Source organism: Gaiella sp., from assembly GCF_035558935.1.
Lineage (GTDB): Bacteria > Actinomycetota > Thermoleophilia > Gaiellales > Gaiellaceae > Gaiella.
Map to the genome: position 1 here is coordinate 20,334 of NZ_DATMBZ010000022.1, position 11,845 is coordinate 32,178.

Annotated in this window: 14 protein-coding genes; 11 read left to right on the top strand and 3 right to left on the bottom strand. The window is 71.4% G+C overall.

Annotation, left to right across the window (positions count from 1 at the left end; genetic code table 11):
- Positions 1-42: 42 nt before the first annotated feature.
- Entirely contained in the window at positions 43-1,209 is a 1,167-nt protein-coding gene (locus VNM44_RS02355; RefSeq protein WP_325622182.1) for a thiolase family protein, read from the top strand.
- 3 nt (positions 1,210-1,212) lie between these two features.
- Here the strand turns inward: VNM44_RS02355 and VNM44_RS02360 are convergent, their stop codons facing one another.
- Positions 1,213-2,160 carry a LysR family transcriptional regulator gene (locus VNM44_RS02360; protein WP_325622184.1) on the bottom strand — a complete coding sequence of 316 codons (948 nt, stop codon included), beginning with the start codon at positions 2,158-2,160 and terminating at the stop codon, positions 1,213-1,215.
- Positions 2,161-2,360: 200 nt separating this feature from the next.
- On the opposite strand from VNM44_RS02360, the gene VNM44_RS02365 reads away from it, so the two are divergent.
- Positions 2,361-3,215 (top strand): 3-hydroxyacyl-CoA dehydrogenase family protein, encoded by an 855-nt coding sequence (locus VNM44_RS02365; protein WP_325622186.1) that lies wholly within the window; start codon positions 2,361-2,363, stop codon positions 3,213-3,215.
- On the opposite strand, the gene VNM44_RS02370 is transcribed toward VNM44_RS02365, so the two are convergent.
- Positions 3,206-4,417: a cation:proton antiporter gene (locus VNM44_RS02370; RefSeq protein ID WP_325622188.1), complete on the bottom strand. Its 1,212-nt coding sequence runs from the start codon at positions 4,415-4,417 to the stop codon at positions 3,206-3,208. The two genes, VNM44_RS02365 and VNM44_RS02370, sit on opposite strands and share 10 nt — an antisense overlap.
- Positions 4,418-4,540: 123 nt before the next feature.
- On the opposite strand from VNM44_RS02370, the gene VNM44_RS02375 reads away from it, so the two are divergent.
- The 4 genes from VNM44_RS02375 to VNM44_RS02390 all read left to right on the top strand — a co-directional run bounded on the left by VNM44_RS02375 (position 4,541) and on the right by VNM44_RS02390 (position 8,160).
- A complete protein-coding gene (locus VNM44_RS02375; protein ID WP_325622192.1) occupies positions 4,541-5,032 on the top strand; it encodes a hypothetical protein in 492 nt (163 codons plus the stop codon).
- Positions 5,029-5,733 (top strand): response regulator transcription factor, encoded by a 705-nt coding sequence (locus VNM44_RS02380; protein WP_325622194.1) that lies wholly within the window; start codon positions 5,029-5,031, stop codon positions 5,731-5,733. The genes VNM44_RS02375 and VNM44_RS02380 overlap by 4 nt, the downstream gene beginning before the upstream one ends.
- Before the next feature lie 72 nt (positions 5,734-5,805).
- The gene (locus VNM44_RS02385; protein WP_325622195.1) at positions 5,806-7,206 is read left to right on the top strand and encodes a HAMP domain-containing sensor histidine kinase; all 1,401 of its coding nucleotides are present in this window, start codon (positions 5,806-5,808) and stop codon (positions 7,204-7,206) included.
- 48 nt (positions 7,207-7,254) lie between these two features.
- Positions 7,255-8,160: a UbiA family prenyltransferase gene (locus VNM44_RS02390; RefSeq protein WP_325622197.1), complete on the top strand. Its 906-nt coding sequence runs from the start codon at positions 7,255-7,257 to the stop codon at positions 8,158-8,160.
- 5 nt (positions 8,161-8,165) lie between these two features.
- Here the strand turns inward: VNM44_RS02390 and VNM44_RS02395 are convergent, their stop codons facing one another.
- Entirely contained in the window at positions 8,166-8,630 is a 465-nt protein-coding gene (locus VNM44_RS02395; RefSeq protein ID WP_325622199.1) for a hypothetical protein, read from the bottom strand.
- 25 nt (positions 8,631-8,655) lie between these two features.
- On the opposite strand from VNM44_RS02395, the gene queA reads away from it, so the two are divergent.
- The 5 genes from queA to yajC all read left to right on the top strand — a co-directional run bounded on the left by queA (position 8,656) and on the right by yajC (position 11,793).
- Positions 8,656-9,621: a tRNA preQ1(34) S-adenosylmethionine ribosyltransferase-isomerase QueA gene (queA, locus tag VNM44_RS02400; RefSeq protein ID WP_325622201.1), complete on the top strand. Its 966-nt coding sequence runs from the start codon at positions 8,656-8,658 to the stop codon at positions 9,619-9,621.
- Between the two features lie 75 nt (positions 9,622-9,696).
- Entirely contained in the window at positions 9,697-9,900 is a 204-nt protein-coding gene (locus VNM44_RS02405; protein ID WP_325622205.1) for a hypothetical protein, read from the top strand.
- On the top strand, positions 9,897-10,289 hold the full coding sequence (locus VNM44_RS02410; RefSeq protein WP_325622207.1) for a type II toxin-antitoxin system VapC family toxin: 393 nt from the start codon (positions 9,897-9,899) through the stop codon (positions 10,287-10,289). Before VNM44_RS02405 ends, VNM44_RS02410 begins: the two co-directional genes overlap by 4 nt.
- Complete coding sequence (gene tgt, locus VNM44_RS02415; protein WP_325622209.1) at positions 10,286-11,416, top strand: tRNA guanosine(34) transglycosylase Tgt; 1,131 nt, start codon at positions 10,286-10,288, stop codon at positions 11,414-11,416. Before VNM44_RS02410 ends, tgt begins: the two co-directional genes overlap by 4 nt.
- Positions 11,404-11,793 (top strand): preprotein translocase subunit YajC, encoded by a 390-nt coding sequence (gene yajC / locus VNM44_RS02420; protein ID WP_325622211.1) that lies wholly within the window; start codon positions 11,404-11,406, stop codon positions 11,791-11,793. The genes tgt and yajC overlap by 13 nt, the downstream gene beginning before the upstream one ends.
- The last annotated feature ends 52 nt before the right edge of the window (positions 11,794-11,845 follow it).

An 11,845-nucleotide genomic window follows, 5' to 3' on the forward strand; every position in this document is an offset into this window, starting at 1 on the left:
GCGTCCACTCTACGCCCGGCGCGCGGTGCTACGTTCACGACCATGACCGACGCGCTCATCGTCGACGCGGTGCGGACGCCCATCGGCAGGCGGAACGGCGCGCTCGCGGGCGTGCGCGCGGAGGAGCTCGCCGCGCAGATCCTGAACGGCCTCGTCGGGCGGCTCGACGTCGATCCCGGAGAAATCGAGGACGTCCAGATGGGCTGCGTCAGCCAGGTGGGGGAGCAGGCGCTGAACGTCGCGCGGATGTCGTCGCTCGTCGCGGGATGGCCCGAGACGGTGTGCGGCACGTCCGTCGACCGCCAGTGCGGCTCCTCGATGCAGGCCGCGTTCAACGCTGCCGCGGCGATCCAGGCGGGCCACCTGGACGTCGTCGTCGCGTCCGGGGTCGAGTCCATGTCTCGCGTCCCGATGGGCTCGAACCTGACCGCGAACGGCTTCGAGGGCTTCTCGCCGAAGCTCTACGAGCGGTGGGAGGTCGTGCCGCAGGGCATCTCCGCAGAGGTGATCGCCGACGAATGGGACATCTCGCGCGAGGCGCTGGACGAGTACTCGTACGAGTCCCACCGGCGGGCGATCGCCGCGATCGACGAGGGCCGCTTCGAGCGCGAGATCGTGCCGGTCGAGGTCGGAGCAGGCGGCGCCGCGGTGCTCGTCGGCGTCGACGAGAACCCACGGCGCGACACGTCGCTCGAGAAGCTCGCCTCGCTCCAGCCGGCCTTCAAGGAGGGCGGCAAGATCACCGCGGGGAACTCGAGCGCGATCGTCGACGGAGCCGCCGCGATGCTCGTCACGAGCGAGGCGGCCGCGTCACGGCTCGGTCTCGAGCCGCGCGGTCGGTTCGTCTCGTTCGGCCTCGCCGGGGTCGATCCGTACCGCATGCTCCACGGGAACCCGCCTGCGAGCGAGCGAGCGCTCGCCAAGGCCGGCCTGACCTGGGACGACATCGCCGTGATCGAGGTGAACGAGGCGTTCGCGTCGGTCGTGCTCCAGTTCCTGAAGGACACGGGGCTCCACGAGCGGTGGGAGGCGGGCGACGTCAATCCGAACGGCAGCGGCATCTCGCTCGGGCACCCACTCGGCGCCACCGGCGCCCGGATCACCGCGACTCTGCTCGCCGAGCTCGAGCGACGCGATGCGCGCTACGGCGTCGCGTCGATGTGCATCGGGCAGGGCCAGGCGATCGCAGCCGTCGTCGAACGGCTCTAGAAGCTAGGGCTCGACGAGCTCGCGCTCGACGTCGGCGGCGACGTCGCGGGCGATCTCGACGAAGGCCCGCGCCGCGGGGGAGCGATGCCGGTCGCGGTGCCAGACGACCGCGACGACGCGCCGCGGGACCTTGGGCACGAGCCGGATCGCCTTGACGCGGTCGTCCCCCGGCGCAACGGCCAGCAGCGGCATCAGGGCGACGCCGAACCCGGCGGCCACGAGGCCCTGGAGCGTGCCGTTGTCATCGGAGCGGAAGCCGTAGTCGACCTCGTAGCCCCGGTCGTGAAGCTCGTCCTCGACGACGAGGCCGCTCGCGCAGGTGTTCGACCCGATCAACACGTGGTCGCCGAGATCGTCCAGCGACGCCGACTTCCGCTCCGCGAGCGGGCTGTCTCCGGGGACGACGAGGACGTAGGGGTCGCTCATGACCTCGAGCGCCTCGAACGGGCCGTCGGGGAGCGGGGGGCTGCAGAACGCCAGATCGAGCTCGCCCGACTCGATCGCGCCGTAGAGCTCGGGGTCGGTCCCCGGCTCCGAGAGCCCGAGCTCGATCCCGGGCCAGTCCCGCAGGAATCGCTGCATGACGCCGGGCAGCACGCGCGCGCCGATCGACTGGTAGGTACCGACCCGGAGCGTGCCGGTCTCGCCGGCGCGGAGCGCTGCGATGTCCGCCTTGGCCGCGTCGAGCCGCGCGACGATCGCCTCCGCATGCCGCAGCAGCAGCTTGCCGGCCTCGGTGAGCGACACAGCCCGCGGGCCTCCCGGACGCTCGACCAGCGTCTCGCCGACGAGCTTCTCTAGCGTCGCGATCTGCTGGCTCACGGCGGACTGCGTGTAGCCGAGCCGGTCGGCCGCACGGCCGAACGAGCCTTCGCGCGCGACTGCGTCGAGCGCGGCGAAGTGGCGCACCTCGACGCCCAGCCATTGATCAGGTTGAGTGATCGTAGTCATGAAAACCTCGACTTGACCTAATAGTACCTGCTCAGCGACAATGAGGCCATGGAAATCGCACTGGTCATCTTCATGCTCGTCGTCGGGCCGCTTGCTCTCATCGGGGGGCGCGACTCGCGGGTCGACGACGTCGACCGGCGCCGGCACTACAACGGCTGACCTTAGGCGTCTGCCGCCACCCTGCGGATAGATTCCCGCGCGTGGCGGTGACACAGCGCATCGGCGTCGTAGGGCTGGGCGCGATGGGCTCGGGGATCGCGCAGGTCGCGATCGAGGCCGGGTTCGACGTCGTGGGACGGGAGGTCGCGGACGACCTCGCCCGCGCCGCGACCGAGCGTATCGGGCACTTTCTGACGCGGAAGGTCGAGAAGGGGCAGCGCAGCCCGGAGGAGCGCGATGCGGCGCTCGCCCGCCTGAGCACGACGACCGACCTCGGCACGCTCGGCGACTGCGACCTCGTGATCGAGGCGGTCGTCGAGGAGCTCGAGCCCAAGCGCGCGCTGTTCTCGGAGCTCGAGGCGATCTGCCGCGCGGACGCGGTGCTCGCGACGAACACGTCGGCGCTCTCGGTGACCGAGATCGCCGCTGCCACGCGGTCCCCGGAGCGGGTGGTCGGGATGCACTTCTTCAACCCGGCACCGCTGATGCCGCTCGTCGAGGTGGTGCGCGCAGAGCTCTCCTCCGACGAGGCCGTGGAAACGGCCCTCGAGGTCGTCGAGCGGCTCGGCAAGGTCCCAGTCTCGTGCCACGACACGCCAGGCTTCGTCGTCAACCGCGTGCTCATCCCACTGCTCAACGACTGCGTGCGGGTGCTCGACGAGGCGCGCGTGACTCCCGAGTCGCTCGACGCCGCGATGACGAACGGCGCCGGATGGCCGATGGGGCCGTGCACGCTCGTCGACCTCGTCGGGATCGACGTGCACGTCCACGCGTCCGAGGCGCTCTACGAGAAGCTGCGCGAGCCGCGGATGGCGCCGCCGCCGCGGCTGGTCGCGATGCGAAACGCCGGCCTGCTCGGCCGCAAGACGGGCCGCGGGTTCTACTCCTACGAGTAGACCCGGGCGGCCTCCTCGCGGCCGAGCCACCGCGCGAGGACGTTCGCGCCCACGGTGTCCGTCAGCCCGTGGGCGACGATCGAGGCGAGGATCGTAAACGAGGCGACCTCGAACACGAGCGTGCGATTGACGTCGGTCGACCCGAGGACGAGGAGCGCGAACAGCATCGACGCGACGCCCTTCGGCCCGAACCACGCCATGAAGAGCCTGTTCGGCAGCGCCTCCCGCACCGGCAGGAACGCGAGGAGGACCGCCGCGGGCCGCGCCACGAGGAGCGCGAAGGCCACGAAGAGCGCGAGGCGCAGAGTCGACCCGCTCCAGCCCACCGAGACGATCAGCGCTCCGAAGACGGTGAAGGTGATCACCTGGAAGAGCGCGCTCAGGCTCTCGTTGAACTCGAGCACCTCGGCCGGCACGGAATGCCGCACGACGGCGAGCGCGATCCCGGCGACGAAGACGGCGACGAGCCCGTTCGCCCAGCCCGTCTCCTCGGCGATGCCGAACGCGAGGAAGGCGAGCGCGAGCGCGTAGATCCCGAGGTATCGGTGCTCGACCCCGCGGGGCAGTCGCCGGAGGAGCCAGGCGCCGCCGATCGCGAGGACGACTCCGACGGCGGCGCCTGCGAGCGCCTCGCCGGCGAGGCGCGCCGCCTCGCCGCCCGCGCTGTCGGCTCCGGTCGCCAGCGCGAGGAAGAACAGGACGAAGGGGAGCGCCAGGCCGTCGTTGAGCCCGGATTCGAGGTTCAGCGTGTGGCGCACGGTCGGCGGCAGGCGCTCGTCCGTCACGACCGAGGACGTCACGACCGGGTCCGTGGGCGAGAGAACCGCGCCGAGGAGGAAGGCCTCCTCCCAGGAGAGCGCGGGGAAGAGCGCCCGCCCTGCGAGCGCCAGGAGCACCATCGTCACCGGCATCGCCACGACAAGGGCGAGAGCGGTCGGCGTCCAGTGGTTACGAAGCAGCTCGTTCTCGACGACGAGGCCGTCGGCGAACAGGGTCAGGACGAGCGCGAGCTCGACCACGTAGAGGACACTCTTCGCGGCCGGGTCGACCTCGACGACGTCGAGCTGCGCCAGGACGATTCCCGCCCCGACGGACAGCACCGAGATCGAGAGCACCGTCCCTCGCAGCCAGCCCGAGAGCGCCGCCGCGGCGAGGAGGAGCGCCCCGACGACGAGGAGGGCGAGCTCGAAGGTGATGTCCACGGTCGGACGACTCTACGCGGCCCCGCGAAGGACGGCCGCAGGCCGCGACGCGGTCTCGGCTTACACTTTCCTTACGCCCGTCTCACCCCCAACCCACGCGCCGTGCCGATACTGCTGGCACGCATGCGCCTTCTGCCGCTCCTCCTTGCCGTGCTCGCGATCGCCGTTCCGGCAGCCTTGGCTGCGACGGAGCCGGCCGGCTCGCTCTCGATCGAGGACGGGCGCGGAACCGTCGTGCTCAAGGGCAAGGGCATCGTGATCGGGCGCCTCGACCGCGGCGACGTCCAGATCGTCGACCTCTCGCCGCTCGACCAGTGGAGCCCGCGGATCAACGGTGTTCCGCGCGGGCGCACGGTCGGCACGCGCGGCAAGGACATCAACTTCTACGTCCCGGGCGGCCGCTACAAGATCACCGTGCGGGGTGACGGCTTCTCGATCTCGGCGCGCGGGCAGGGAAGCGCCGCGCTCAACGGCAAGCCCGACGCGACCGGCGCGACCGGCACCTACGCGGTGGGCGACGATCCACCGGCCACGATTCCCGCCGCCGTCGCCGTTCCTTTCGGGCCGCCCCTCGTGATCGGGGCGCCCGTCAGCACGAAGGGCCTCGTGCCGTGAGCCAGCCGCAGACCGTGCTCGTCGTCGAGGACGAGCAGTCGATCGCCTCGTTCGTCTCGCTCTACCTGAAGAACGCCGGGTACGGGGTCCGCGCGGTCGGGACGGGCGCCGGAGCGCTCAACGCCGTCGCCGCCGAGATGCCGTCGTTGATCGTGCTCGACCTCAACCTGCCGGACATGGACGGCATCGAGATCTGCCGGCGCATCCGCAAGAGCTCCGACGTGCCGATCATCATGCTCACCGCCAGGGACGAGGACGTGGACAAGATCATCGGCCTCGAGGTCGGCGCCGACGACTACCTGACGAAGCCGTTCAACCCGCGAGAGCTGGTCGCGCGGGTGAAGAGCGTGCTCCGCCGCGCGACCTCCGACAGGCGCATCGACGAGGGCGACGAGATTCGCCACGGCGACCTCCTCATCAACTCCGGCCGCCGCGAGGTGCTCGTCGGAGACACCGAGATCCAGCTCGCGCCGAAGGAGTTCGATCTCCTCTGGGAGCTTCTCGACCACCGCGGCATCGTGCTCACCCGAGATCAGCTCCTCGAGCGCGTGTGGGGCTACACGTTCGCCGGCGACACCCGCACGGTGGACGTCCACGTCCGTCAGATACGCCGCAAGCTCGGCGACGCGTCGCCGATCGTCACCGTCTGGGGCGTCGGCTACAAGGTCGCCTCCGAGCGCACCGCCGCGCCGACCGCGTAGCCTCGACAGGCCGTCGTGCCCGCTCCGCCGCTCCGGCTCCAGCCTCCGAGCCGCGGCGTACCCTTCTCGATGATGCCCGGCTCGCTGCGTCTCCGGCTGCCGGCCCTCTTCCTGCTCGGGATCGTCCTTGCGGGCGTGGTGGCGGCGCTCATCGCCGTGCAGCTCTTCTCCGGCTACACGCGCAGCCGGTCGTACGAGGAGCTGGGCCGGGAGGCGAGGGGCATCGCCCGCCTGTACGGCGACGCCGCGCTGCGCGCCACGGACGAGAACGCAGCGGCACCCGACTTCGCGCCCGACGCGCTCGAGCTCGCGACCGGCGACCAGCTCTTCTACGTGGGCGCGCCGGCGTTCCCGGGGCAGGAGACGGGCCTCGACCGGCTGCCGGAGTCCTCCGTGCCCGCCGAGGTGCTCGCCTCGGGGCGGTCCCTCGAGTTCCGGTTCCGGCCCCCGGGGCAGAACCGCACGTACCTCGCGGCCGCTCAGCCGGTCCGGCTCGAGCCGGGCGGCCCGGCGATCGGCGCGATCATCGTCGCGAAGTCACAGGACGTCGTTCGCGACCAGTGGCTGCCCCTCGTCACGAGGCTCGCCGCCGCGTTTGCGATCGGCGGCCTGCTCGCCTGGCTCCTCGGCGCGTGGCTCTCCCGGCGGATCAGCGGCCCCGTCGAGGCGCTCGCGAAGGCGTCGGACGAGATCGCCTCGGGGAACTACGCCGTCCAGGTGCCCGTCGGCCGCGGCGGCGACGAGATCTCGCACCTCTCGGAGCGGTTCAACCAGATGGCCGCACGTCTTGCGGCGACCGAGGAGCGCGAGCGTCAGTTCCTGATGTCGGTCTCGCATGAGTTGCGCACGCCACTCACGGCGATCAAGGGCCACGTCGACGCGCTTCGCGACGGGCTCGTCGACGACCCCGCGCTCGTGTCCGCGTCGCTCGAGGTGGTCGCACACGAGGCGACCCGTCTCGAACGGCTCGTCGGCGACGTGCTCGACCTCGCGAAGCTCCGCGCCCACCGCTTCACCGTTCAGACCGAGGAGGTCGACATGGGCCGCCTCGTCGAGCACGCCTACGGCGCGTTCGGCGACGAGGCGCGGCGGCGCGAGATCGACTACGCGCTGCAAGGCGCCGACCGGGCGCCGACCATCATCACGGACGGAGACCGGGTCCTCCAGGTGATCACGAACCTCCTCAAGAACGCATTCCGCTGGACGCCCGACGGCGGCAGGATCGGCGTCACGCTCGGAGCCGCCAACGGCACGATCCGCGTCGATGTCACGGACACGGGCCCAGGCATCTCGCCCGAGGACGCGCAGCGCATCTTCAGCCCGTTCGTCTCGTCGGACATGCAGGGCACGGGCCTCGGACTTCCGATTGCGAAGGAGCTCGCCGGCGCGCTCGGCGGGCGGATCGAGCTCGAGGCGCCGGACGGCGGCGGGAGCCGCTTCCGGCTCGTCCTGCCGATGCGCACCTGGTCCTAGGCCGCTCTCCCGCGCGAGGGGACGCGGCCACGCCGTAGAGTCGGGCCGATGGCGGATCCGGCCACGGCCCCGGCGACGGTCGTCGACCTCCCCGGGCGGCGCGCGCCGCTCGTCGCCGCGTTCGTCGCGCTGCGGCCGCGCCAGTGGACCAAGAACCTCCTCCTCTTCGCGGGGATCCTCTTCGCCGCGAAGCTCGGGGATGCGGTCCGGTGGGCCGAGGCGGTGACGGCCTTCGTCGCGTACTGCGCCGCCTCGAGCGCTGCGTACCTCGTCAACGACGTCCGCGACGTCGAGTCCGACCGCTTGCATCCGGTCAAGCGCTCCCGGCCGGTCGCGCGCGGCGAGCTGGCCCCCCGGGCGGCGCTGGCGCTCGCGGCGACCCTCGCGGTCTTCGCGCTTGCCCTCACGGCCGCGCTCGGCCCGGCGTCGCTCGCGTGCCTGGTCGCGTTCGTGGCGCTCCAGGCGGCCTACTCGCTCCGGTTGAAGGCGCTCGAGCTCGTCGACGTGCTCGCGATCGCCGGGCTGTTCGTGCTTCGCGCCGCGGCAGGGGCAATCGCGGTCGACGTCCGCATCTCCCAGTGGCTGCTGCTCTGCACGTTCCTCCTCGCGCTGTTTCTCGCGCTCGCCAAGCGGCGGGCGGAGCTCGGGCTCGAGGGCGTGCGGGCGAGAGCGACCCTCGACGGGTACACCCCGGCGCTCGTCGACCAGCTGCTGGGGATCGTGGCCGCGGCCACCATCGCCGCGTACGCGGGATACACGCTCGCGGCCCACGACACGCGCTGGCTGATCGCGACGCTCCCGCTCGTCGTGCACGGCCTCTTCCGCTACCTGCTGCTGTTGCACCGACGGGGCCTCGGCGAGGAGCCCGAGACGCTCCTCGTCGAGGACCTGCCGCTGCTCGTCACGGTGGCGGCCTGGGCGGCCGCGTGCGCCGTGATCCTCGCGGTGACCTGAGGGCCCTAGGCGACCGCCGCCTGGTCGGACGGCCGTTGCGCGTCGCGACCGCTCGGCAGGGGCACGACCGCACCCTCGATCCCCTGCTCCAGCCGGCGGAGCCGCTGGTCGACACCGCTCCAGCCCGCCGACACGAGCTCGACGAGGATCGCGAGGTCGTCGATTCGCGCGTTCCGCTCCGCGAGCAGCTCCTCCTCGAGCCGCTCGAGCCGCCGTAACGCCTGGTTCACCCCGCCCCGGATCTCCGCGAGGCTGCGGCTGACCGGGACGACTTCCCGTGCGATCCCGTCACGGACCGCGATTCCCACCTGCTTCGGCAGCGAGCTCTCGAGCTCGTCGGCGACCTGCGCCAGCCGCATCACCTCGGCGCGCGCCCGTTCGAGCGCCGCATCGAGCTTGGCCTGGCCGATGCCGTCCGTCCGAGCCTCGGCCACACGCCGCCGCGCTCTTTCCAGCACCTGTTCGTCCATTGGCGCAGGATACTCTCGCGGCAGGATGAGGTCATCCGAGCTCGACTATGACCTCCCGGCCGAGCTCGTCGCCCAGCGACCCGCCGAGCGGCGGGACGGCTCGCGGCTCCTCGTCCACGACCGACGGACAGGCGAAACCCGCCATCGGACGTTCGCCGAGCTCCCGGACGAGGTGCGCGGCCACCTGACCGTCGTCAACGACACGCGAGTCGTCCCCGCACGGCTGCGCCTCCGACGCCGGACCGGGGGAGAGGTGGAGGTGCTGCTGGTCGAGTCGCTCGGGAGCGGGGAGTGGGAAGCGCTCGCCCGACCCTCGCGCCGCCTCCGCACCGGCGAACGGTTACGGGCGAGCGACAGAGAGTCACCTGACCCGTCCGTCGAGCTGCTGGAAGCGCTCGGCGACGGGCGGTGGCGTGTCCGCGTGGCAGGGGAGCCCCACGGGCAGCTCCCGCTGCCGCCCTACATCCACGAGCCGCCGCCCGACCCCGAGCGGTACCAGACCGTCTACGCGGACGAGCCGGGCTCGGCCGCGGCGCCGACTGCGGGCCTCCACTTCACGCCGGAGCTCCTGGCCCGGCTCGACCACGAGAGGATCACGCTTCACGTCGGGCTCGACACGTTTCGTCCGCTGACGGCCGAGACGGTGGAGGAGCACGTGATCCACGGTGAGCGCTATCGCGTCGAGCCGGCCGCCTGGAGACGGATCGAGGCGGCGGGGACCGTCCTCGCGGTAGGGACGACGACCACCCGCGTGCTGGAGACGCTCGTGCGCGGCGCGCCGCTCGAGGGTCGCGCCGAGCTCTTCATCACGCCGGGGTTCGAGTTCCGGCGCGTGGACGCGCTCCTGACGAACTTCCACCTGCCGCGGACGACGCTGCTCGCGCTCGTGATGGCCTTCGCCGGGGTCGAGCGAACCCGGGAGCTCTACGCGCTCGCAATCCGCGAGCGGTACCGCTTCTACTCGTTCGGCGACGCGATGCTCCTGCTCTGATCGGCCATGTCAGCCATGGACATGCGCAGTGCATGCTAACATGCACTCAGCATGGGAAACATCCAGATTCGGAACGTGCCACCCGCGCTGCATCGTGAGCTCAAGGTGCGCGCGGCTCACGCAGACATGACGCTGTCGGATTACCTGTTGCGCCTTGTCGAGCGCGACGCGGCGCGTCCGACTCGCTCCGAGATGCTGGCTCGGCTCGCGTCACTACCGAGGCCCGATCTCGTCGACGAGCCCGCCGACGCGGTACGCGCGATTCGCGACGAGACGTGATCGTCATCGACTCGTCCGCGGTCGTCGACCTGCTCGCCGGCGGCGGTGAGCGTGCGACCTGGGTGGCAGAACGGATCGGTGATTCCGAACCGCTAGCCGCGCCGCATCTCCTCGATGTCGAGGTGATCGGAGCGCTCCGCAGACTCGTCAAAGCGGGGCACGTGTCCTTGCACGCGGCCGATCGTGCGGTGGGCGACCTCGTACAGCTCGACCTCGAGCGGTATCCGCACCTGGATCTCGTCGACCGGGCGTGGAGCCTGCGCGATCGACTGTCGATGGGAGACGCGATCTTCGTCTCCCTCGCCGAGGCGCTCGCCGCGCCGCTCCTGACGACCGACCGGCGTCTCGCGCGGGCCCACGGACTGGACGCAGAGATAATCGGCCCGTGAGCTTCGTCGTCGAGGCGACCGACGGCGCGGCACGCGCCGGGATCGTCCGCACGGCGCACGGCGAGATCCGGACGCCGGCGTTCATGCCCGTCGGCACGAAAGGGACGGTCAAGACGCTGCTGCCGGAGGAGGTCGCCGCGCTTGGGGCCGACGTCGTCCTCGGGAACACGTACCACCTCCACTTCCGGCCCGGCGAGGACGTGATCGAGGCACTCGGGGGCCTGCACGCGTTCACGGGGTGGTCGGGCCCGATCCTCACCGACTCGGGTGGCTTCCAGGTGTTCTCGCTCCGCGACACGCTCGCCGCGGTCGACGACGACGGCGTCACGTTCCGCTCCGTGTACGACGGCAGCCTCGAGCGGCTCACGCCCGAGGGGGTCGCCGAGATCCAGCGGCGGCTCGGCTCGGACATCGCCATGTGCCTGGACATCTGCCCGCCGGCGAACGTCTCGCGTCACGAGCACGAAGAGGCCGTGCGCCGCACGCAGCTCTGGGCGGAGCGCCAGGTCGACGCGCCCCGTGCCGAGGGCCAGCTTCGTTTCGGGATCGCCCAGGGAGGCACCGACCCCGATCTGCGGCGCAGGTCGATCGAGGGCATCGCGTCGCTCCCGTTCGACGGCTTCGCGCTCGGCGGGCTCGCCGTGGGGGAGAACCGCGAGGAGATGCTCGACACGGTCGGTTGGGCCGCGCCGGCGTTCCCGGACGACCGTCCACGCTATTTCATGGGCCTGGGCGACGCCGAGGGGATCCTCGAGGTGATCGCACGAGGGGTCGACATGTTCGACTGCGTGCTGCCGACGCGGACCGCGCGCACCGGCTCGGCCTTGACCGCGCGGGGCCGGCTCAACCTCCGCAATGCGCGCTTTGCGCGGGATCCGCGGCCGCTCGAGGAGGGTTGCGGTTGCCCCGCGTGCGGGGGCGGCTTCTCACGGGCGTTCGTGCGGCATCTGCTCAACCAGCAGGAGATCTCGGGCCTGCGGCTGCTCACCCTGCATAATCTGTGGTTCACACTGCGACTGACCGCCGGCGCGCGTGACGCGATCAGCCGCGGTGCGTTCGACGCCTATCGCGCGGACGCGCACGCTTCGCTCGCCGCCGGCCCGGAGGAGGAAACTTGGCAACCCTGATTCTGCTCGCCGCGATGTTCGTCTTGCTGTGGGCATTCCTGATCCGTCCGCAGCGGCGCAAGCAGCAGGAGCAGCAGCAGCTCCTCGCCTCGGTGGAGCCGGGCGACGAGATCCTGACGGTCGGCGGCATCTACGGCATCGTCACCGAGATCGACGACGAGGACGACCTGATCGTCGAGATCGCCGAGGGCATCCAGGTGCGGATCGCGCGGCGCGCCGTCGGCGGCGTCGTCAAGCCCGAGGAAGAGGACGTGGAGCACGAGGAACCCGAGGAAGACGTCGACGAGGCCGAGGTTCGTGAAGATGGTGTTGTCGACTCCGAGGAAATCGTGAACTCGGACGTCCCGGAGGACACCGCGGCGCTCGAGCGCCGCTAACCTGATCGGCCGGTGGTCTCCCAAGGGCATACAGCACCTCCCCGGGCGGCTG